The organism is Microcoleus sp. D3_18_C2, assembly GCF_036702395.1.
Lineage (GTDB): Bacteria > Cyanobacteriota > Cyanobacteriia > Cyanobacteriales > Microcoleaceae > Microcoleus.
This window is the reverse complement of the sequence record NZ_JAUBTG010000007.1, coordinates 20,156-40,122: the sequence shown is the minus strand read 5'-3', so window position 1 is coordinate 40,122 and position 19,967 is coordinate 20,156. Positions and strand designations below refer to the sequence as shown.

The following is a 19,967-nucleotide window of genomic DNA, read 5'->3' as shown; positions in this document are numbered from 1 at the left end:
TCAATTTTAGATTTTAGATTTTAGATTTTAGATTGGGGATTTTGGATTGAATAATTTTAGGATTTAAGCACGGGTGTTGAGAAACCGGGTTTTTTACCCTTATATTTGATTCACACCCTTAATCTCGGTAAAAAACCCGGTTTCTTGAGTGCCCATGCGTAAGTTTGGTCAACGTAAAATTTAGATATCTATTTTAACTTCAACCTGCAAGTTTGTTAAGGTTGCAACTTTTTTGCTCGACTCGGGATCGAGGCGAATTCTTACTTCGATAACTCTAGCATCAGTGTCGGCGGCGGGGTCGGTATTCAGGACATCTTTTTTGCCGATTTGTTTGCCGATGCGAGCGACTGTTCCTGCCAAAGTGCCTGCCAAAACGGGGCTGGTGACTGCTGCGCGCTGGCCGTTTCGCACTTTGGCGATGTCGGTTTCATAAACTTCTGCTACGGCGTACATTTGGTCGGTGCCGCCTAGTTCTACGATGCCGTCTTGGGTGTTGACGCGTTCTCCTTGTCGGCTGTGAACTTTGAGAATGTAGCCGGATACGGGTGCTTTGATGTAACTTAAGTTTAAGTCTACTTGAGCTTTTTGTTTGGCGGCGATCGCACTTTCTACGGCGGCTTGGGCTGCTTGCACATCTTCGGGACGTACTTCGGCAATTTGGTCTAGATTTGCTTTGGCTTGATTGATTTCTTCTTGGCCAGTTTCTGCTTTTTGTTTGAGTATTGCTTCGGCTTGATTAATTTGTTCTCTACCTGTTTCTATCTTTTGATTTAAGGTGGCTCTGGCTTGGTTAATTTCCTGCCTACCAGTTTCTAATTTGCGTTTGAGATTGGCTCGCGATTGATTGATTTCCTGCTGGCCTGTTTCTACTGTTTGTTTGATTGTTGCTTTCGTTTCGACTATTTGCTCTTGCAGTGTTTGCACGGTTTTTTCTAATATAGCTTGCGCTTCTTTGACTCTCTGGCGAGCCGTCTCTACTGCTAAGCGTTTGGTGTCGTAGGCGGAAGCAGAAATTGCGCCTGTTTCGGAGAGTTCTTTATTGCGTTTTTCCTCGGCTTCGGCGTTGGTTAATTCGGCTTTTAGCCGATCGACTGTAGCGTTTTGAGAGGCAATTTCGCCCCGCAATTGAGCTTCTAACCTAGCCAATTTGGCTTGCTGCACCTCTGTTTCTCTTTGGAGTTGTGCCTCAAATTTAGCAAGATTAGCTTGTTCCGCTTCGGTTTCTCTTTGCAGCGCGGCCTCGAATTTGGCGACGTTAGCTTGTTCGGCTTCGGTTTCTCTTCGCAGTTGAGCTTCTAAGCGGGCGACATTGGCGGCTTCGGCTTCGGTTTCTCTTTGCACTTGTGCTTCAAACTTGGCAACTTCTGCTTTCCCGGCGCCGACAACGCCTGTTTTTGCGCCTGCTTGAATTTTCGCTAATTCTGCTTGTTTGACTTTGACTTCTTTGTCGGCTTGTTGGAGGATTGCTTGGAGCCGATCGCGCGTATCGAGAACTGCTATGATTTGTCCTTGACTGACTCGATCGCCCTCTTCCACCTGCAACTGTTCAATTCTTGCTCCCTCCGACGCCGAAGGGGCCGACAATTTGATAACTTCCCCCTGGGGAGTCAACCTACCCAAAGCGGTAACGCTGTTGCGGGTGGCGACGGAAGTTGCAGCCGCCGTTGCAGCCGCCGCCTTTAACTCTTCGGCTTTTCTAATTTGAGATACTTGCCAAAAACCGACTCCTGTGGTAATTACAGTGGCGGCGATCGCTAAACCGATGACTCCTCGCCCTGGGGGTTTTAAAAATGATTTATCCTTAACCCGTGATTCCTTTACCATTACTTATAAAGTAGGTGATTTCCTGATTAAGTTTTTTCCACCCACTATGAAGTATTGTAAACCAATTTCAGCTATTTAGGGATATCAAAAAGCACCTCGGTCATGTAATGTTCTGCCCAATCTTGACCGAAAGCTTTTTCGAGTACGCGGCGGGTTTTGTCGTTTTGCTGCTGCTGGGTGCAGTAGTAAATTTGAGCGTCTAGAATTTTCGATCCTTCTGCGGCAGAGACTGGTTCGCAAGCGACTGCCTGTTGGCAGTGAATTTCAACGTAGGATTGAACAATATCCAGAAACCGAGTTTCTTCTTCGAGAGACTCTGGCCGCACAAACAGACAAAATTCTGAGAAAATATCCCCCCATTCGGGAATTTGGCGGGGACAAGAAAATTGGTCTATCTGCAAACTTTCCAGTTGGGTTCGGTAGGTTTCCGACAAAGTTCGATCGGGATTGAGGGGAGAAAGGTCTGCGATCGCGGCGCTAACTTGGCCTTTGCCTGCTACTATATCCGTACCGAACATCGGCAAAGCATAATTCGGTCTGGGAAACATCACGCAGTGCAGTATGTCAAGTACCGGCCCGACTTTAGCGAGTTCGAGGTGTATTTTGCGGAACTGGGGCGTTTGATAGCAGCGGTTTTCAATGATCAGTTTTTCTCCTTCCAAGCGCCCTTCTACGTATCCCAACTCAGCGGGCAGGTGGTAGGGTTCGAGGTCGAGATAGCGGTGCCATACTGCTTCCATCCGGTCTGCTAAATCGCGGATGAGATGGTGCTGTTGTTCGCGCAGAGAAGGCTGGGATATTTCTAACATTCCTATTTATCGGGGGATAGCTTAATAAAACTTGATTCTACTCTTGCAGGATGCAGGAAAAAACGTAGATACTTTAACAATATCAGTAGATTGACTTACGATCGAGCAAGTTTTACAGGAGATGAGTGTATGTTTGGTCTGGGATTGCCCGAAATGGGCATTATTGCGGTAGTCGCTATTCTAATTTTCGGCCCCAAGAAGATTCCTGAGTTAGGAAATGCTTTGGGTAAAACGCTGCGGAGTTTTAAGGAAGGGGTTGGTCAATCTGAGGATGAAGCTGTTGAGAAGGATAAAGAGGAAGAGGGTCAGCCGAAAGTGTAAATTAGGTTTGTAGTGAGGATTTTAGTCCTCATTTTTAAGGGTTCAAGCGCTCACTACGAACCTATTCGGGAAATTTGCCTTCTCTAACTTCAAGGGAATAATCTTTCACAGCTTGGGTAATTGTTTCTCGCAAATTCGCGTAAGCTTTCGCAAAAGGCGGCTGTTTTTCAGAAAGTCCCAGCAAATCGGAAGTAACTAAAACTTGACCGTCGCAGTGCGGCCCTGCGCCGATACCAATGGTGGGAATAGTTAATTTTTGGGTAATTTGAGCGGCTAAGTCTGCGGGAATGTGTTCTAAGACGATCGCAAAGGCACCGGCTTCTTGAAGCGCGATCGACTCTGCTATGATGCGATCGGCAGCTTCAACAGTTTTTCCTTGTTTTTTGTAGCCGAGTTGGTGTACCGACTGCGGAGTTAAACCGACGTGTCCCATCACTGGAATTCCGGCGGATGTTAGCTGCGAAACTGTGGCGGCCATTGCTGGATATCCACCTTCTAATTTTACAGCTTGAGCGCCGGTTTCTTTCAAAACTCTCCCCGCCGATTGCATGGCTTGCTGGGGACTTTCTTGATAGGTTAAAAACGGCAAATCGACAACAATTAATGCTTGTTTAACACCGCGACGCACTGCTTTAGCGTGGTGCAGCATTTCATCGAGAGTGAGGGGCAGTGTTGTCTCGTAGCCCAATATGGGCATTGCCAGAGAATCGCCGACTAGGATGATATCTACGCCTGCTCGATCGATGAGTTGGGCGATCGCATAATCATAAGCTGTCAGGGCAACAATTGACCGCCCTTGTTGTTTCCACTGAATTAATTGATGAGTAGTGACTGACATTTTAGTGCAAAAATATAATATTATCTGTCTTCTACAAAAACATCCTCAAAGTCTCTATAACCACTCAACACCCTTTCAATTTGGATACCATTTTTAATAACGCGGTAAAAAATTACATATTTATCTACAGGGAAACTGCGTAGAGACGGTGCTAATTCCTCACGACTGCGCCCCATTTCTGGAAAATCTGCTAATAAACGAAATTTTTCCTGAAAAACATTAAGAAAATGGTTGGCTGCATTGGCGCTAAACTGCAACAGATAGTTCGTGAGTTCCCTTAAATCTTGCTTGGCGGGGGCACTCAAAGTGTATCGACTCATTTTTCACCCTCATCGGCTTGCTGAATCTCCTCACGCAGTTCTCTTAACACTTCTTCACCATCAAAAACCTCTCCGCGATCGGAAGCTTCAATTCCAATCATTATTTCCTTGCGGAGTTCCTCTAAACGCACCAAGCGTTCCATTTCTCGTTGTTCTAGCAATCGTAACGCAGCCCATACCACTTCAGAAGCTGATGAGTATCTACCGTTGTTGACTGTTGACTGAACAAACTGCTCTAGTTCGGGAGTTAAGGATATGTTCATTACGTTGAGTCACCTATTTGAGTCAACTACTATTTCCCATAATAACAAAAAACTATCAAATTTTGCGATCGGGATTTTAAACAATGAATCAGAGACAAGTAAGCTCTCATGTAGGTATAGCCAGCATTTAACGTTAATAATTTAGATTTTACACCCGAATATAGCTTTGCATTCCCTCCGCCGGCAAAACAATCAACCGCTGATTTTTAAAGTCCGGTTCTAAACCCAAATCTTCGAGGGGAATTAAGCCGAGTAAAGGTTCTTCTCCTGCGGGAATTTCTACACAATCATACCTGCCTTCCCGTTCAGCTACGGCAAGACTGACATCTTTGAACAGACGAAATGGTCGAGTTCCTATTGCTGTATTTCCTTGGATTTCACCAACTAAAGTTAAACCTAACTGACTGATAATATCTGCTGGTAAACAGAGTCGAGTTGCTTTTTTATCTACTAGGACGTTATCGATGGTGACCGATCGTATTTGCTCTGTGGCGATAAATCCTCTTTCTGCTAGCATCTTGTCTACTTCGTTGGTGACGGTTATTGTTGCGGTAAGTCGGCCCATTTTTTATCCTTTTGTTTTGCTATAGAATGTTGCCGTTGCCTTTCGACTAAACGATCTACAATCGAGGTTGCCTATTTTACATTTTAACAATATTTGTAACTAAAAGCGCTGTTGTTCTTTATTCTTTAAATTGGGTTGAGAAATATGGCAACTTAATAGCAAAAATGTTCTCTAATTATTGAATTACGAAGCTTCTGCCATTCTTGTTTAGAAACATCTGCACGAGTTTTGTCACCCGATGGATCGCGGATATCCCAAATTGTATCTGCAATCCGATCTAGCGATCGCCCATGATAACGATAATCGAAGTCCCAGAAAGCATCACCGACGCAATCTCCTTGTGTAGTAATCATTTCTCGATCGACTGTACTACGAATAGCATTCCATTCGCGGATGTAGGCCGAAGAATCGTCAGAACGCAATTTGCGACCTCCTAATTGAGGATTCACTCTATAAAAAAACCAATCCGTAAACCTATCCACAGCTTGAGTGCGTGATTCATAATCGCGCGCTGTAGCAATGTCTAGATTGGAACCAGCGAGTACAAGGGCTATAGCTAACGCACACAACCCTAAAAACTTCGATTTTGACTTAAGTGAAAGTGATTTAGTTAGCACGATTAAACCCAATAAAAATTATCAATATCCCAGATATAGCTGCCAATAAATCTTTTATTTCCATCCATCTTTAGAACAAGAAATTCCTCCGGTTTTAGGTGCGAGAGTAGATAAACACCAATAACTTTTTCCATCAAACACAACGCCTTTTGTGATATATTGTAACTCAGATAGAGGTTGCCACGGTCGGTCGATATTAGACTCATCATAATATCGATATTGTTTTCCCTTTACCTCTAAACCCTGAGCCGAACCTCCCAACCAATAACGACCTTCTTGAATTATGTTTGATGACGATTTTTGTTGATTGCTATCTGTCTTTTTCTCAATCCACCAATTCCTCACAAAACGTTTTGTATTTTCAGAACCTCTTGTTGTAGCGACTATAACTAGCAGTTCTCCTTGTTGATTGATAAACTCAAAACGACAAGGCCCTTCTCCTGTACCCGAACAATCCTTAATCTCTTTATATCCTAAATCAAATAGCTCTTTAACCGAACGATCTCTGAGGTTAGGTTGACTTTGTAAGCTTGGCTGCCACCCTTGTTTAATCAGGATTTGACGCGCCTCTTTGTATGGCATACCTTGTTGAAGAGGGATTTTTTTGGGGGCATTTACAGAAGTTTCAAGGCTGACTAGAACTTTTTTATTCAAAGCCTCGATAGTTGAATTTTCTTCTGGATGATTCAGGTGATTTTTTTTAGTTGTTGTATCGATGTTTGCACTATTTAGGCTGGGAAGTTGTTGCTGTGTGGCAGCATCGGCCAAACTTGTAGATCCAATGGCGATTAGTCCCATCAAGGCTGCAATAATTCTGGTTGTAACAAGAGTGCGATCGCATATCCAATTTTTCATACTCATCGGTTTAAAACCTTTCTTTTTACAATCAATGCTGCTTGCGGCGTAAGGCGATCGAGTCTCACAATCCACAATTGGAAATATACATTTCGCGTCGAATTGCTGACCATTCACTAATGCCGATCCGATCGCTTTTGGGAATGGGCTGTCCGGTTCGTTGAGGATGGCGGCTGTAAAAAATTGTATCTGCAAGTAAATCGTAGGTTTGCTCGTAGGTTTCGCCGTTAATTGTCGTGAATTCCCATCCTGTCTCTTCTGGGGCTGGCATAAAACAGACTTCTTGTACCGACTTAACTCGCGGATCGATCGCTTCGCGCAATCTCCGCCATTGATTGCTATATTCGCGATCGCCCCCATGGAGTTTGCGATTGTTTAACTGAGGATTAACCCTGTAGAATAAGAAATCAGTCAATCGATCGACGGCTTGTTCTCGCGATTCGGCTTTGGCTAGATTGGGGCTGCTGAGGACAAGGGCGATCGCGATCGCACAAATTATTGATAATCTGGAGACGGGTTTAATTGACAGCGACTTGATTAGCATAAGAGTCTATAAACCGGGTTTTCATGAAAATACTTGGTTACCGTCCGTAGACTCCGCAAAAACCCGGTTTCTTTGGTATTTATGAACATATTACAACAATAACCTGTTGATTTCATGTAACACTTCAGCTAACGTGGGTGCGGAAGAGGCCACAATATTTTCTTCACTCTCTTCATGCTTATGGTGAGGTAAATTAGGTAAATTCAACTTAGGTTTATGGTCAGCATTATCATAACGAAAAATTAGATTTTCCGACGAATTAACATAGTGATATGAATACATATCCCGCTCAACTTCTGTAATTACATAGACAAACTCGCGCAGATGAAGTAATGAGCCATCTGGAAAGTAAACCCTCCCCCGCAAAAACCCGGTATAACTATCACGTTTGGCTTCTGTCAGTTGAAAAGACTCAACTGCTGTACAAGCAGCAATAGCCTCCCGAATTTGCTCAAAATACTCCTCAATGAACAAACTATGCCTCCCTCATTTCACTCACTAATTGAGCTGTGGCTAAATCGGCGGTGATTGTGGCTATAGTGCCATACCGCCGGGACTGCGGCGTTACAAAAAATTCAATACTGTTTAATTCCTTAGCATTATCTTGCAATCTCTTCAGCATCCTAGATTCACCAATCCACTCATCAAAGTCGGGACTATGATGTAATTCATCATTGCTAAACTTGCTTAAAAACTCTTGAGTGGAAAATTGATATTGAGTTTCAAACTCTCTCAATCTCTCCTCAGTGACTCTAATTCCATCGGCGAGTAATTGTAACTCTTTAGTAATCGCATCTGTGACGAAACGCAGGATTGAGTCTGGGCGTTCACAGATGATTTTGATTTCAGCCATTCTTGTGACTCCTTTTGAAGCTTAGATTATTATACCAAATCCGGTGGCATTGGAATTGATATTACGCAAAACAATCATAACCATTACTTCCATCCCAACCACCTGAGCACCGGCACAACTAAATAATGACTAACTCCCAAACAAAGCCCGATCGCACTTCCCAACAAACCAAAAAACACAATTGAGCCCCAAACTTGCAGCCAGCCGAAGGTAACGTTAGACAGTGACAAAATCCCAAAGAAACTCCCCGGAAAAATGTTCCACGCATTCAGAAACAGAAACATTCCCGTAGAGAAAACAGCCACTACCAAAGCGTGAACTAATTGATGGCTCCGCAAACCCATTCCCACAGTCATAGAGGCGATCGCAAAAGCTCCCAAAATAACCCCCTGCACACCACTAGAAGCTGTTGCTTCCATCCAGCACAAACCCGCCAACAAATAACCCTGAGCTCCCATCAATCCAGACAGCCAATACTGTTTTTGCTGGCGAAAACTCCCCGCATCAGTCAAACCGATCGCAGTTCCCAATCCCGCAAATCCAAACAGCAGCACTTCCGGCCCGACAGCGAAAGTCATATTAGGAATTAATTGCTGCAAACCTTCATTCAGAAAACTGGCAATTTCCGGGCCAATAGGCGAAGCATAACCCAAAACCAAACCGCCGATCGCCCCCGCACTTCCACCAACGGCACCCAGCACCATTTCCCAGCCCGTATCCAGAGAAGCTACCACGATTTGGGCGATCGCGCCGAACAGCGCAACCGTCAAACTTCCCGTTTTTTGCGCCCCCGCCACCACTATTTGCCGACAGAATTCTACAATAGCTTGACCCATGGGGGCGATGGCAATTTTGCCCTTACTCCTAGCATAAATCTCCTGCAAACGCGCCCGAACATCCCCAGCCGTCGCCGGACGTTCCCGCACGTTCGATCGCACCATATCGTCCAACAAATTCGCAAAAGGCGGACTCACAGATACAATGTGGCGCCACCGCAACTCACCCGTCATCGGATCTTCAATTTGGGCCGGATACTTCCCCGTCAGCAAATGAATGCAAGTCCGCCCCAGCGCATAAAAATCCGTCGCCGGCACCACACCGCCGCCCACAATTTGTTCCGGCGGACTGTACCCAGGCGAAATCAACCGCGTCGAACTCGGAGAATCTTTCCCCACCGGTTCGACACCGCCCATCTGTTTAACTCCCCCAAAGTCGATCGTCACCAATTGCAGTCCGCCCAAACCCTTGCTTAGCAAAACTTGGGGCGATTCCGGGTCTCGCAGCATCAAATTTGAGGGTTTAATATCGCGGTGAATAATCTGACACCTGTGCAACTCCTCTAAAATTTCCACAGCTTGACTCAGCCAACTAAACACCCATTCCTGCGGACATCCTTGAGGGTGCTCGTCGAGAACTTCTTCTAAAGTTTTGCCGTGAATCTTTTCCATTACCAAACAAGGCAGCCGCTTCGCCGCAGGATTTCCCTCCCCGCCTGCAAAATTTTGTGTTTGGACGTGAAAATAACCGTCAGGATCGACTCTAGGGACGCCAGGGTGCCGCAAAAGTGCCAAAACCCAAGCTTCTTGCTCGAACAGTTTCAGGGCTTTCGGGGCCGTTTCGAGCAACACTTTCAGGACGCGCTCGGTTTCAGTTTCTGTGTCCCAAACTGTGAAAATCGCTGCAAAACCCCCGGAACCGAGGCTTTCTAGAGGCACGTAGCGATTTTTTAGTCGCAGGGGAGCTCCGCAACTATGACAAAAATTGTTGCCCCAAGTCTGAGGGTAGGGCCTTGGGCAATCTGGATTGATGCAGTGGACGGCTTTTGAAGGGGGGTGAGGCACAACCAGAGTAAAAATGGGGCTAAATATCCATAGTAGACTTACGCGCCGCTAACGCAGAAACCCGGTTTTCAGCGTGGTCAAATGGCTGTAACGACGGATTTGGTTTGAGAGCACAAGTCCTGTCCATATTATGTGCTATGCTGTCGATTTTTGAGTTGGCGGTCTCCGATTCACGGGATTTTAGATTTTCGATTTTAGATTGTGGATTTTGCCAGAGTTGGCGCGATCGCAGCAGCAACCTCAGAAACCGGGTTTCTTGGTATATTTCTCGTTTAGCACCAATTTTTCGTAGAAACCCGGTTTCTCGCCCACCCACGGGATTTTGGATTTTGGATTTTCGATTTTGGATTGTGCCAGAGTTGGCGCGATCGGGCTTTACAACCTCAGAAACCCGGTTTCTTGCTATATTTCTCGTTAATATACCCAAATTTTTCCCATCAACCCGGTTTCTTGGCCCCCCACGGGATTTTCAATTAAATAATTGCATACTCGATTGCAGTTGAGCTCGATCTCCTACCCTAAAATTAAGTATTTATAACTAACTTTTCCTCCCCCCAACCTAAAATTTACAATCTCAAATTTAATCGATCTCCACCATAAAATTAAGTATTTATGACTAATCTTTCCTGTTTCCTCAATCTAAAATCCAAAATCTAAAATCCAAAATCTCTTCGATCCCCAGCCTTTCCTCCTGCATCCTTCGTCGCTGGTATTTCATAAGATATGTTACAAATATTTGCCTAATGTAAAGCAAAATAAATAATACTTATGATGATTAAAAGAATATTAAAATTTGAGAGTGACACTTTGTTGATATATTTTTAACAGCCTGCGATCGGGCAAAAAAATTAAGCGAATACTAGGAAGCGAGATATGGCTTACGCGCAAACCCAAACTCAATCAAAGGCTGGGTATAAAGCCGGAGTTCAAGACTATAAACTAACGTATTACACGCCGGACTACACGCCGAAAGATACAGATATTTTGGCAGCCTTCCGCGTCACACCGCAGCCGGGAGTTCCCCCAGAAGAAGCAGGCGCTGCTGTGGCTGCTGAATCTTCTACAGGTACATGGACGACTGTTTGGACAGACCTCCTGACCGACCTCGACCGCTACAAAGGTCGCTGCTACGACATCGAACCAGTTCCCGGTGAAGACAACCAATATATCTGCTTCATTGCTTATCCTTTGGATTTGTTTGAAGAAGGTTCCGTCACCAACTTGCTGACCTCTTTGGTCGGTAACGTGTTCGGTTTCAAAGCTCTGCGCGCTCTGCGTTTGGAAGATTTGCGGATTCCCATCGCTTACCTGAAAACCTTCCAAGGCCCTCCTCACGGTATTACCGTTGAGCGGGACAAATTGAACAAGTACGGCCGTCCTTTGCTGGGTTGTACAATTAAGCCCAAATTGGGTCTGTCTGCTAAGAACTACGGCCGTGCCGTTTACGAAGTTCTGCGCGGCGGTTTGGACTTCACCAAAGACGACGAAAACATCAACTCGCAACCGTTCATGCGTTGGCGCGATCGTTTCTTGTTCGTTCAAGAAGCTATTGAAAAAGCCCAAGCAGAAACCGGCGAAGTCAAGGGTCACTACCTCAACGTAACTGCCCCTACCTGCGAAGAAATGATGGAGCGGGCTGAGTTCGCTAAGGAAATCAAAACCCCCATCATCATGCACGACTACCTGACCGGTGGTTTCACTGCAAACACCACCTTGGCTAAATGGTGCCGCCGCAACGGTATTTTGCTGCACATTCACCGCGCCATGCACGCAGTTATCGACCGTCAGAAAAACCACGGTATCCACTTCCGCGTGCTTGCCAAGTGCTTGCGGATGTCCGGTGGAGACCACCTGCACTCCGGTACAGTTGTGGGTAAACTCGAAGGCGAAAAAGGCATCACGATGGGCTTCGTAGACTTGATGCGCGAAGACCACATCGAAGAAGACCGCAGCCGCGGTATTTACTTCACCCAAGATTGGGCCTCCATGCCTGGTGTCATGCCAGTTGCATCCGGTGGTATCCACATCTGGCACATGCCAGCCTTGGTGGAAATCTTCGGCGACGACTCCTGCTTACAGTTCGGCGGCGGCACCTTGGGCCACCCTTGGGGTAACGCACCTGGTGCAACTGCTAACCGCGTTGCTTTGGAAGCTTGCGTCCAAGCTCGTAACGAAGGCCGCAACTTGATGCGCGAAGGCGGCGACGTAATTCGCGAAGCTTGCAAATGGTCTCCTGAACTGGCTGTTGCTTGCGAACTCTGGAAAGAAATCAAGTTTGAGTTTGAGGCAATGGATACCCTTTAAGGATTTTTGGTTTGAGATTTTAGGTTTTAGGTCGCAAACTTGCTGGGAAGTCTTTATCTTTGAAGAAGATTTACAAGTAAGTTTGCATCCAAAATCTAAAATCCAAAATCTAAAATTTGAGGGAGCTGGGGTCAAAATGGATCTCAAACAAGTTGCGAAAGACACCGCTAAGGTGCTGGCAAGTTACCTAACCTATCAATCCGTGCGGATGGTGGTCGCTCAGTTGAGCGAAACCAATCCTCCTCTGGCAATCTGGTTGAATGACTTTTCCACTAAGGGCAAAATCCAAGATGGAGAAGCTTATATTCAAGAGTTGCTTTTGGAAAATCAAGATTTAGGCTTTCGGATCATGACTGTGCGAGAGTATCTGGCTCACGATGTGACGGAATTTTTGCCAGAAATGGTTTGTACTGGCATTCAACAGGCGAATATGGAACACAGACGCCAGCATTTAGAGCGAACTACGCAACTTAATTGGTCTGTTTCTAGCAGTAATCCTGAAACATCAATAGATTCTGAACCGAATCTGGATAATTTGTCGAGTTAATCGATCGACAAGTGCGATCGAACACACACCTTAGAGATACAAAAAATGAAGACTTTACCTAAAGAGCGTCGTTACGAAACTCTGTCCTATTTGCCCCCGCTGACAGACGCCCAAATTGCCAAGCAACTCCAATACATCTTGGATCAAGGCTACATTCCCGGCGTAGAATTCAACGAAACCTCTGCCGCTGAAATGCGCTACTGGACTATGTGGAAGTTGCCTTTGTTTGGTGCTCGCAGCGTCCAAGAAATCATGACAGAAGTTCAAGCTTGCCGTCAAGAAAATCCTAGCTGCTACATCCGCGTCATGGGTTTTGACAACGTGAAGCAGTGCCAAGTGCTCAGCTTCATCGTCCACAAGCCGAACACCAGAGGCTACTAAAAAGTATTGGCTGGCTAATCTAACTTTTAGGTTAACAGTCATTGCAGATTGGAGGCGGGGAATTTTCTCTGCCTCTTTTTTTATAGCTTACAAATAGCTTTTAACACTTGCAGCAACAAAATTGAAGAGTCGGACTCCATCAGGTTTAGCAAAGGCATTAGGTGATAGGTTGGGTTATTGCCCCCCTGAATATTGACGAACTGATAGTGCATTCCGTTTGTTGTCAAGCCCCAGATTGTGTCTTGATATTTTAAATTTTGATAAGCATAGGTTAGCAATTGGGATAAACCCATCAATGCGTTGATTCCAGAATTTTTACTTTCAATCACCAAAACCCAAAAATATGTATCGCTTCTGATAGGTTTTATCCTGTTGACAGCCAAGATATCAAACCGTCCTTTAATGATAGTATCTTCATCTTCAATGCTAATTTCAGCGATGTCTTGTTCTAAACTAATTTTAATCGGGCGGCGGTAGAAGCCAGCTAATCGCATTAGGGGAAAGGTAGTCAGAGCTTTTACCAGTCCTTCAGAAACTCTATCAGTTGAAATGTAGTCATCGAAATCATCCCTAATTTGTATAAGTTCCTCCTTTTCGTGTTCTGTGATATCTTCAAAGGATAACAGAGAGGTAAATGAGTTCGTGTACTGCTTTTGAAAGCCGAACAGACGGTGTACTTCTGCTAATGTTAGGTTTTTGGCATTAATAGTTGTCATTGTATAATAGTTATTTAAGTTTTAGTGATAATTATAACATAGACATTGCGGTAGTCAATTTGCACCATTCTTAGGAACAGGCAAGATGCCTGTTCCACAACATATCAAGTTTCTTGTGGGGTATGCCGGAGAGCCGGCTCATATTCTTAGGAACAGGCAAGATGCCTGTTCCACGACATATTAATTTTTTTGTGGGGCGGGCATCTTGCCCGCCCAAGAAAGTGACAAATGGGATAACTGCGAACCTAATCTATCCTTTCCATCACAATTCCATCAACTATTTCATAACCCCAATTAGAGTTGCGGTTGGCAAGCTGTTTTGCCATATCATATTCGCCTAAATTGCAGAGTTCAACTAACTTTTGATATCCTTCATCTATTTCTCGCTGCAACCTCTCCCCCCGCAGTTTTTCTCTCTCTTCCTCAGAAGGATTTGGTCGCTCTTCTCCCAGTGGATTGATATCGCTAATTCGTTTCATATCCGTCTCATTAAAAAGGAATTGATTCGACTATTTCACCGTCAACTATTTCGTAGCCCCATTCTGGGTTGGCAGCGATTTGTTTTTCTACTAGACTTCGACCTAGAGGAGTTTTGTAAGCTTTTTGCAAAGAGGAAATACTGGGGATTTCGGTGGCGGTTGATGGCTCTTTTTGTTCGAGTTTTGGTGGTTCAGCAATTGTTTCAGATGTGGATTGATTGAGGGCAAATTGCGGGGCGATCGCCCCTAACTTCCGCATAACGCTATCCTTGGTGATTTGCGGTTTTTCGTTGAAGGAAGACGGCAGATATGGTGTGTCAACGCCCTGCTGTTTTGCTTTGAGTGCATCATCAGCAATACGATCGCACTTTCGCAAAAAACCCTCCCACAAATCTTTGCCCAAAACCGGGTTTCTCAAATCAGCACGGGCTTTAGAGACTGCTGCTTCCAGCGGTTCGCCTTTGTGCACGTAATACTGAATTCGCTCCTCTTCAAAGGCGGGATAAGGCACTTCCGGCTCGATTTCCCAATCCCGCTTGACTTTCTGACTTTCTCCTAAAGGGATTCCGGCGATAAATTCATCCCAAAAAGTCGAGGTTAAGCCTTTTGTCATGCTGTCAATAATTTTAAATGCCCATCCAGAAGGATTGCCAAATCCTAAATTATGCTCTTGAGCATATGCTTCTAAAGCTCGCTGAAAGTTGTGGAGTTCTTCTTGGGAATTCCAAGGGCCGCTAAATCGGTAATTCGGGGTGACAGCAACGGCTATTTGCTGGCGGGGTTGCCCGAAATATTTGTCGGTTTTAACTACATGATTTGGGGGTGATGTTTCGGGGATTATTTCTACAGGGTGATTGTTGTTTTCCCGGGTTGTCTGTGGTATAATTCCGGCAGGATTGGATGTCCAAAAGTGATTGAGTTTTTCCTCCAAAGCGTCAATGTCCGCCCAGAGTTCTAGGGTGTCGGTGTTGGGATTTGGTAGTTTTTCTTTCAGGAGCGATCGCACTTTGAGCTGCTTTCTCGCTAATTCCTGTTCTTCCTGATTTAAACCCGTTGCTTTTTCTATTTCTGTGCTCTTAGTTTTCACCCATTCGCCGGAGTTGGACTTTTGTGATTGCCATTGCAATAATTGGCAAAGAAAAATACTCGCCGCGACTCCGCCAGTAATTGTGGCGAGTTTGGGATAGTAGATGGCGGGGTTTCCGAGATTTCCTAAAAATATTCCTATTTTCATTTTTTATATTCCTAATTCCCTTGAATAGTAGGGTGATTTTCGGCGCACCATACCTCGACTAAACTAGCATTGAAAAACTTAAGATTTTCTTTAAACTCCTGTCTATTCCTGACTGAATGGAGTTCCTAGAGTAAAAACGGGGATCGCTTATTCGATCGCCTGATTGACAGGACTGAGTTAAACGTAATAATAAATTATTTACTGTAAAGCTCCTGCCAAAATGAATCCAGAACGTCAAGAGGCTTATTTGAACTTAATCGAGCGAGTGCTTACCTGTCCCAACGGCCAAGAACCAGAAGTTTTGAGTTCCCGTTCGGATTTAATTGATGCGGGATTTGTGCAAATGCTAATCCAGATATCGGCTTCAATGGCCCGCGAAGGTGACGAAGATACTGCTAATTTTTTAGTGCAACTTGCTCGTTTGCTGGGGAAATCTTTGGGTTTGTCGCCGGATTTGATGCTGGCTGGGTACAGTAGTGGACAGGGGTAGAGAAAAAGTGCGTTAGCGAAGCCCTCGAAGAGGATCGTCTCGTTGTATCATGTTTTGAGAAATGAGGGCGATTCCCTACCCTTTGGGATAGCTTTGTGTCACCTAATTTTTAAATGCAGCTATGGCTTTACAGTTTATATTCGAGAGGTTCACAAAAATCATTTACCCCAGTTTTAAATACATAAATAATCACCGAAGTCACCAAAATATCAGGGCAAATTTTTGCGGCAACTAAATCTCTAAATGCTGCATTCAATTGTCCGTTTGTTAACTCTTCTTTAACCTCTGATTTGCAGATAGCAACGCGGCATCTTTTAGCCAATCCGTCTAACCAATTTTCCGAGATATTCGGTTCTTGTCCGGCTTGAATTGCTAGAGATATCGCTGCATCTTCGATGTTACCTTCGCAATCTTCGATGGCGTCTAGGGCTTTTAGGGCTTCGGGATATTCTGCTAATTGCGATCGAAATTGGGCAATTTGTTGTGAGGTAATAATCACCATATTATTTTCCTGTGTTTTTTGCTGGTGGGATAAGTTTAGCAATTAAAGTGGCTATTATAGCATTTTTTGATTGAGATGGGAATTGGGCGATCGAACTTAATTACATTTTCAACTAATATTTTGCACTTCGCAATGGTCGGGCTGGGGCTTAAGCCCTGGTATTAAAGCTTAAGTCCAGGCTATGAGGAGTGATGTTGAAATTGACAAAATGTGGGGCTAAAATAGGTTTGCAGGACTCATATTTCTAGGGAGTTAGGAAAAATGACAACCATTATTTTAAACTTAGATACTGTCGAACTAACAGATGAACAGTTTTACCGTTTATGCCAGATGAATCGAGATTGGCAATTTGAACGGACACCTAAAGGAGAAATCATTATTATGTCACCCGTAGGCGGAGTCAGTGGCAATCGAAAAGCCTATTTAATTACAGATTTGGGCTTGTGGAACCGTAAAACGCAGCTAGGGAGAGTGTTTAGTTCTTCTACAATTTTTCGCTTGCCTAATAATGGCTATCGAGCTCCAGACGTGGCTTGGGTTAGCCTAGAAAGATGGTCTGCTTTAACAGCAGAAGAACAAGAGAAATTTCCGCCAATTTGTCCTGATTTTGCCATTGAATTGCGATCGCGCCCAGACCCGCTGCGGCCGCTGCAGGAGAAAATGCAGGAGTATCTAAACAGCGGTTTACGCTTGGGTTGGTTAATTAATCCTCTAGACGAACAAGTTGAGATTTATCGCCCTTCTCGCCAAGTAGAGATTGTACAATTTCCTGTAAATTTATCGGGAGAAGATGTCTTGCCCGGATTTGTGCTTAATTTGCCGATGATTTGATATTGCATCAAATTTTTCCTGTTTCCAACTGTATTTTCTTCGGACAAATATCATCATCGTACCAACCAGTCAAAGCCACCGCCAAAGCATCTGCCGCATCGTCGGGTTTCGGAATATAACCCAACTCCAACTCCCGCGCCACGGCATCTTGCACTTCGGATTTATCCGCATTACCGCGGCCCGTCAAAGCTTGCTTAATTTGAGCCGGCGTAAACTCGAACAGCGGCACTCCACACTGCGCCAATACTAGCGTCAAAACGCCCCGCGCTTGCGCTACAAGTATGGTATTTCCCATCTTGTAAAAAAACAGTTTTTCGGCAATTGCTATATCAGGTTTAATCTGTTCAATTACCTCGTGCAAATCGTCGTAAATTGTTTTCAAGCGCTGTCCCATTTCCTGTTTTGGCGTTGTTTGTATGACGCCGCAATCAATCATGGAAACGCTGTTTTTATCTTGTTTGCCGGGGACAATTTGACAGGAAATTGCCCCGTAGCCAAGATTTGCTAAGCCCGGATCTAATCCTAAAATTCGTTTTTCCATTGCCAGAATTAGTAATTGGGAATGGGGAATTAGGTATGAAAATTTGGGAAGGTTTCATCACCACCAATTACCCATTACCAATTACCAATTACCCATTACCCCTCAGTTGATTCTAGACCGAATACCCGATCGAACACTTTAGTCACTTTATACCCCGAATCTATTGATTCTAGCGGGTCTTTCCGCAACCGGTGCCGCAAACACAGAGTCATCACCCGGCGAATATCGTCCACAGTCACCTCCGTGCGGCATTCCAAAGCCGTGAAAGCTTTCGCAGCCCGATTCGTCACCAAATCGCCCCGCAGCCCGTCTACGTCCAATTCCGCGCAAACTTGGGAGATTTTTACCCGCAACTCTCGATCAATAGTTACCGATTTCAACCTTTCCTGAGCTTCCACCAACTTCTGCTGCATATCATCTTGTTCGTGCTGATATTTCGCGAGAAACTCCGGCGGATTTTGGTCAAAACTCGATCGCTGTTCGACAATTTCCACTCTTAAATTCGGGTCTTTTACAGTCCGAATTTCTGCGTGCATCCCGAATCTGTCGAGCAACTGCGGCCGCAATTCTCCTTCTTCTGGATTCCCGGAACCGATGAGAATAAACTTAGCCGGGTGGCGGATCGAAATGCCTTCTCTTTCCACAGTATTCCAACCGCTGGCGGCGGAGTCGAGCAAAACATCGACTAAATGATCGTCGAGCAAATTGACTTCATCAACGTACAGAATGCCACGGTTAGCTTTAGCTAAAAGCCCCGGTTCAAAAGCTTTAACACCTTCTGACAAAGCTTTCTCGATGTCGATCGTACCGCAAACTCGGTCTTCGGTCGCGCCCAAAGGTAAATCTACCATTTGGACTTTTTTGCGGGCGATTTTAATGTCAGTTTGAGATAAAGTGCGATCGCGCACCTCATCACTCATCAAATCTGGATCAGTGGGATGACTGTTAAAAGGATCGTCAGCCACCACCTCAATTTCCGGCAGCAAATCAGTGAGGGCGCGGATTGTGGTAGATTTACCAGTACCTCGATCGCCCATAATCATCACTCCGCCAATTTTGGGATCGATGACATTCAACAGCAGCGCCAGTTTCATCTCCTCCTGGCCAACAATTGCAGTGAAGGGAAAAACAGCGCGACGGGCTGCGGTAGCGGTAACGGTTGGTAGGACGCCCGCATTTAGGGTATTGCTGACTTCGGCAGTAGGACTCACAGGATAACTCAAAATATAATAATTGCTTGTTTATTGTAGGGGATAAGGGATTGTCTGGGGCGATCGCACTTGTAGGGTATGGTTCCCACAGAGCACTGAGCCCCTTTAAAACCTAAGCGCCACTAAGATTTGCTGCATTTACATTGTAGATTTGCGCGGACTCTCCTGCCCACCTCACAAGAGTTTGAAGCAACATCACCAAGTACATTAAATGCGGGTAGATTGCAAATTTTGGGCGATCGGCAACCCTAATGTAAACTTATGTAACGATTCACCGCGCTTCGCATAAAAACCTCAACTTCCCCCAGATAGATAATTAAGAGCGTTTTCAACCAACTATTTTTCAGGGGTAGTATGACTGAACTTAACATCGGGGCATTGGCTGACGGCAAAACCTACACAGGTAGTGTTGACACTACAAATATTTTTGACCTTTACAAATTTAACCTCAACAGTCCGGGAAGTTTCAAATTCACGATCGACGGTTTGAGCGGGAATGCCGACGTATTTTTGTTAAACTCTAGTGGCGCACCACTTTACAGTTCCACAAACGCGGGAACCAGTGCAGAAACAATTAGTGTTGACAGCTTACTAGCCGGAGACTATTCAGTCAAAGTTTTGCAAATCAGTGGCGACATCAAATACACGCTGAATTTAGCACCAACTAGCACTCAAAAATCATCCGACGCAGACACCCTCACCGGTGCACAATCAGATTCTCTACTTCCCTCAAACAGCGCCGAAACTTCGGAAAAACCCACTGCAAACATAGATGTAATTACAGGAACTCCTGTTGAAGACAAGACTGTCACCGCAGAAACAACATCAACAACTACCGACAAACCAGTCACTACCGACTCCGAAACAACTCTCACATCTGAACAGGAAAAACCTATAGCAACGACTGAATCTGCCACAGAAACATCAACAACTACCGACAAACCAGTCACTACAGACTCCGAAACAACTCTCACATCTGAACCAGAAAAACCTGTAGCAACAAGTGAATCTGCCACAGAAACATCAACAACTACCGACAAACCAGTCACTACAGACTCCGAAACAACTCTCACATCTGAAC

26 protein-coding genes are annotated in these 19,967 nt (G+C 44.9%); 7 read left to right on the top strand and 19 right to left on the bottom strand.

All coding sequences use genetic code 11. From position 1 onward, the window contains the following. Nucleotides 1-180 precede the first annotated feature (180 nt). A complete protein-coding gene (locus QUA88_RS07135) occupies nt 181-1,824 on the bottom strand; it encodes an HlyD family efflux transporter periplasmic adaptor subunit (RefSeq protein ID WP_333233488.1) in 1,644 nt (547 codons plus the stop codon). 71 nt (nt 1,825-1,895) lie between these two features. Next, nucleotides 1,896-2,633 (bottom strand): phycocyanobilin:ferredoxin oxidoreductase, encoded by a 738-nt coding sequence (locus QUA88_RS07130; RefSeq protein ID WP_333208240.1) that lies wholly within the window; start codon nt 2,631-2,633, stop codon nt 1,896-1,898. A 90-nt stretch (nt 2,634-2,723) separates the two neighbouring features. On the opposite strand from QUA88_RS07130, the gene tatA reads away from it, so the two are divergent. Continuing rightward, nucleotides 2,724-2,954 carry a twin-arginine translocase TatA/TatE family subunit gene (gene tatA, locus QUA88_RS07125; RefSeq protein ID WP_333271011.1) on the top strand — a complete coding sequence of 77 codons (231 nt, stop codon included), beginning with the start codon at nt 2,724-2,726 and terminating at the stop codon, nt 2,952-2,954. 61 nt (nt 2,955-3,015) lie between these two features. On the opposite strand, the gene panB is transcribed toward tatA, so the two are convergent. From panB to QUA88_RS07070, 11 genes are all read right to left on the bottom strand, one after another. Then, nucleotides 3,016-3,792, bottom strand: coding sequence for a 3-methyl-2-oxobutanoate hydroxymethyltransferase (gene panB / locus QUA88_RS07120; protein ID WP_333271008.1), 777 nt, complete (start codon nt 3,790-3,792; stop codon nt 3,016-3,018). 20 nt (nt 3,793-3,812) lie between these two features. Further along, nucleotides 3,813-4,112: a type II toxin-antitoxin system RelE/ParE family toxin gene (locus tag QUA88_RS07115; RefSeq protein WP_333054748.1), complete on the bottom strand. Its 300-nt coding sequence runs from the start codon at nt 4,110-4,112 to the stop codon at nt 3,813-3,815. Continuing rightward, nucleotides 4,109-4,375, bottom strand: coding sequence for a type II toxin-antitoxin system ParD family antitoxin (locus tag QUA88_RS07110; RefSeq protein WP_333054747.1), 267 nt, complete (start codon nt 4,373-4,375; stop codon nt 4,109-4,111). Before QUA88_RS07110 ends, QUA88_RS07115 begins: the two co-directional genes overlap by 4 nt. 148 nt (nt 4,376-4,523) lie before the next feature. After that, a complete protein-coding gene (locus tag QUA88_RS07105) occupies nt 4,524-4,940 on the bottom strand; it encodes an aspartyl protease (RefSeq protein ID WP_333054746.1) in 417 nt (138 codons plus the stop codon). Nucleotides 4,941-5,092: 152 nt separating this feature from the next. Further along, entirely contained in the window at nt 5,093-5,557 is a 465-nt protein-coding gene (locus QUA88_RS07100; protein ID WP_333054745.1) for a hypothetical protein, read from the bottom strand. Nucleotides 5,558-5,611: 54 nt separating this feature from the next. Next, nucleotides 5,612-6,418, bottom strand: coding sequence for a hypothetical protein (locus QUA88_RS07095; RefSeq protein ID WP_333271003.1), 807 nt, complete (start codon nt 6,416-6,418; stop codon nt 5,612-5,614). Nucleotides 6,419-6,476: 58 nt separating this feature from the next. Next, nucleotides 6,477-6,956 carry a hypothetical protein gene (locus QUA88_RS07090; RefSeq protein ID WP_333054743.1) on the bottom strand — a complete coding sequence of 160 codons (480 nt, stop codon included), beginning with the start codon at nt 6,954-6,956 and terminating at the stop codon, nt 6,477-6,479. A 90-nt stretch (nt 6,957-7,046) separates the two neighbouring features. Then, the gene (locus QUA88_RS07085) at nt 7,047-7,430 is read right to left on the bottom strand and encodes a toxin-antitoxin system TumE family protein (protein WP_333054741.1); all 384 of its coding nucleotides are present in this window, start codon (nt 7,428-7,430) and stop codon (nt 7,047-7,049) included. Between the two features lies 1 nt (nt 7,431). After that, complete coding sequence (locus QUA88_RS07080; protein ID WP_333054740.1) at nt 7,432-7,809, bottom strand: hypothetical protein; 378 nt, start codon at nt 7,807-7,809, stop codon at nt 7,432-7,434. Nucleotides 7,810-7,892: 83 nt separating this feature from the next. Beyond that, the gene (locus tag QUA88_RS07075) at nt 7,893-9,650 is read right to left on the bottom strand and encodes a serine/threonine-protein kinase (RefSeq protein WP_333054739.1); all 1,758 of its coding nucleotides are present in this window, start codon (nt 9,648-9,650) and stop codon (nt 7,893-7,895) included. Nucleotides 9,651-9,669: 19 nt separating this feature from the next. Beyond that, complete coding sequence (locus tag QUA88_RS07070) at nt 9,670-9,966, bottom strand: hypothetical protein (protein ID WP_333208236.1); 297 nt, start codon at nt 9,964-9,966, stop codon at nt 9,670-9,672. 557 nt (nt 9,967-10,523) lie between these two features. On the opposite strand from QUA88_RS07070, the gene QUA88_RS07065 reads away from it, so the two are divergent. The 3 genes from QUA88_RS07065 to QUA88_RS07055 all read left to right on the top strand — a co-directional run bounded on the left by QUA88_RS07065 (nt 10,524) and on the right by QUA88_RS07055 (nt 12,882). Then, nucleotides 10,524-11,954, top strand: coding sequence for a form I ribulose bisphosphate carboxylase large subunit (locus QUA88_RS07065; RefSeq protein WP_333045238.1), 1,431 nt, complete (start codon nt 10,524-10,526; stop codon nt 11,952-11,954). A gap of 136 nt (nt 11,955-12,090) precedes the next feature. After that, a complete protein-coding gene (rcbX, locus tag QUA88_RS07060; RefSeq protein ID WP_333054738.1) occupies nt 12,091-12,501 on the top strand; it encodes a RuBisCO chaperone RbcX in 411 nt (136 codons plus the stop codon). A gap of 45 nt (nt 12,502-12,546) precedes the next feature. Next, nucleotides 12,547-12,882, top strand: coding sequence for a ribulose bisphosphate carboxylase small subunit (locus tag QUA88_RS07055; RefSeq protein ID WP_333054737.1), 336 nt, complete (start codon nt 12,547-12,549; stop codon nt 12,880-12,882). Between the two features lie 80 nt (nt 12,883-12,962). Here the strand turns inward: QUA88_RS07055 and QUA88_RS07050 are convergent, their stop codons facing one another. The 3 genes from QUA88_RS07050 to QUA88_RS07040 form a co-directional block, all read right to left on the bottom strand. Next, nucleotides 12,963-13,598 carry a restriction endonuclease subunit R gene (locus tag QUA88_RS07050; RefSeq protein ID WP_333270997.1) on the bottom strand — a complete coding sequence of 212 codons (636 nt, stop codon included), beginning with the start codon at nt 13,596-13,598 and terminating at the stop codon, nt 12,963-12,965. Between the two features lie 245 nt (nt 13,599-13,843). After that, complete coding sequence (locus QUA88_RS07045) at nt 13,844-14,077, bottom strand: hypothetical protein (protein WP_333208234.1); 234 nt, start codon at nt 14,075-14,077, stop codon at nt 13,844-13,846. Nucleotides 14,078-14,087: 10 nt separating this feature from the next. Further along, entirely contained in the window at nt 14,088-15,311 is a 1,224-nt protein-coding gene (locus tag QUA88_RS07040; RefSeq protein ID WP_333208233.1) for a hypothetical protein, read from the bottom strand. A 220-nt stretch (nt 15,312-15,531) separates the two neighbouring features. Here QUA88_RS07040 and QUA88_RS07035 point away from each other — a divergent pair, with 220 nt between their 5' ends. Beyond that, nucleotides 15,532-15,801, top strand: coding sequence for a hypothetical protein (locus QUA88_RS07035; protein WP_333054733.1), 270 nt, complete (start codon nt 15,532-15,534; stop codon nt 15,799-15,801). Nucleotides 15,802-15,928: 127 nt separating this feature from the next. Here QUA88_RS07035 and QUA88_RS07030 read toward each other — a convergent pair whose 3' ends face one another. Further along, nucleotides 15,929-16,303, bottom strand: coding sequence for a hypothetical protein (locus tag QUA88_RS07030; protein WP_015179219.1), 375 nt, complete (start codon nt 16,301-16,303; stop codon nt 15,929-15,931). Between the two features lie 261 nt (nt 16,304-16,564). Between QUA88_RS07030 and QUA88_RS07025 the strand changes: the two genes are divergently transcribed. Next, the gene (locus QUA88_RS07025; RefSeq protein WP_333054732.1) at nt 16,565-17,134 is read left to right on the top strand and encodes a Uma2 family endonuclease; all 570 of its coding nucleotides are present in this window, start codon (nt 16,565-16,567) and stop codon (nt 17,132-17,134) included. Nucleotides 17,135-17,141: 7 nt separating this feature from the next. On the opposite strand, the gene ruvC is transcribed toward QUA88_RS07025, so the two are convergent. Both ruvC and bchI read right to left on the bottom strand, forming a co-directional pair. Next, on the bottom strand, nt 17,142-17,675 hold the full coding sequence (gene ruvC / locus QUA88_RS07020; RefSeq protein WP_333054731.1) for a crossover junction endodeoxyribonuclease RuvC: 534 nt from the start codon (nt 17,673-17,675) through the stop codon (nt 17,142-17,144). A gap of 95 nt (nt 17,676-17,770) precedes the next feature. Continuing rightward, nucleotides 17,771-18,886 carry a magnesium chelatase ATPase subunit I gene (gene bchI, locus QUA88_RS07015; protein WP_333270992.1) on the bottom strand — a complete coding sequence of 372 codons (1,116 nt, stop codon included), beginning with the start codon at nt 18,884-18,886 and terminating at the stop codon, nt 17,771-17,773. A 354-nt stretch (nt 18,887-19,240) separates the two neighbouring features. On the opposite strand from bchI, the gene QUA88_RS07010 reads away from it, so the two are divergent. Next, on the top strand, nt 19,241-19,967 hold a 727-nt coding region (locus QUA88_RS07010; protein WP_333270989.1), incomplete at its 3' end, for a PPC domain-containing protein.

Excerpts from the sequence above, each read along its gene's own strand:
- QUA88_RS07040 (WP_333208233.1), bottom strand. The coding sequence starts at position 15,311 with ATGAAAATAGGAATATTTTTAGGAAATCTCGGAAACCCCGCCATCTAC.
- rcbX (WP_333054738.1), top strand. The coding sequence starts at position 12,091 with ATGGATCTCAAACAAGTTGCGAAAGACACCGCTAAGGTGCTGGCAAGT.
- QUA88_RS07035 (WP_333054733.1), top strand. The coding sequence starts at position 15,532 with ATGAATCCAGAACGTCAAGAGGCTTATTTGAACTTAATCGAGCGAGTG.
- QUA88_RS07050 (WP_333270997.1), bottom strand. The coding sequence starts at position 13,598 with ATGACAACTATTAATGCCAAAAACCTAACATTAGCAGAAGTACACCGT.
- QUA88_RS07110 (WP_333054747.1), bottom strand. The coding sequence starts at position 4,375 with ATGAACATATCCTTAACTCCCGAACTAGAGCAGTTTGTTCAGTCAACA.
- QUA88_RS07095 (WP_333271003.1), bottom strand. The coding sequence starts at position 6,418 with ATGAGTATGAAAAATTGGATATGCGATCGCACTCTTGTTACAACCAGA.
- ruvC (WP_333054731.1), bottom strand. The coding sequence starts at position 17,675 with ATGGAAAAACGAATTTTAGGATTAGATCCGGGCTTAGCAAATCTTGGC.
- QUA88_RS07080 (WP_333054740.1), bottom strand. The coding sequence starts at position 7,809 with ATGGCTGAAATCAAAATCATCTGTGAACGCCCAGACTCAATCCTGCGT.
- QUA88_RS07065 (WP_333045238.1), top strand. The coding sequence starts at position 10,524 with ATGGCTTACGCGCAAACCCAAACTCAATCAAAGGCTGGGTATAAAGCC.
- QUA88_RS07130 (WP_333208240.1), bottom strand. The coding sequence starts at position 2,633 with ATGTTAGAAATATCCCAGCCTTCTCTGCGCGAACAACAGCACCATCTC.
- QUA88_RS07105 (WP_333054746.1), bottom strand. The coding sequence starts at position 4,940 with ATGGGCCGACTTACCGCAACAATAACCGTCACCAACGAAGTAGACAAG.
- QUA88_RS07025 (WP_333054732.1), top strand. The coding sequence starts at position 16,565 with ATGACAACCATTATTTTAAACTTAGATACTGTCGAACTAACAGATGAA.
- QUA88_RS07045 (WP_333208234.1), bottom strand. The coding sequence starts at position 14,077 with ATGAAACGAATTAGCGATATCAATCCACTGGGAGAAGAGCGACCAAAT.
- QUA88_RS07055 (WP_333054737.1), top strand. The coding sequence starts at position 12,547 with ATGAAGACTTTACCTAAAGAGCGTCGTTACGAAACTCTGTCCTATTTG.
- panB (WP_333271008.1), bottom strand. The coding sequence starts at position 3,792 with ATGTCAGTCACTACTCATCAATTAATTCAGTGGAAACAACAAGGGCGG.
- QUA88_RS07135 (WP_333233488.1), bottom strand. The coding sequence starts at position 1,824 with ATGGTAAAGGAATCACGGGTTAAGGATAAATCATTTTTAAAACCCCCA.
- QUA88_RS07115 (WP_333054748.1), bottom strand. The coding sequence starts at position 4,112 with ATGAGTCGATACACTTTGAGTGCCCCCGCCAAGCAAGATTTAAGGGAA.
- QUA88_RS07090 (WP_333054743.1), bottom strand. The coding sequence starts at position 6,956 with ATGCTAATCAAGTCGCTGTCAATTAAACCCGTCTCCAGATTATCAATA.
- QUA88_RS07030 (WP_015179219.1), bottom strand. The coding sequence starts at position 16,303 with ATGGTGATTATTACCTCACAACAAATTGCCCAATTTCGATCGCAATTA.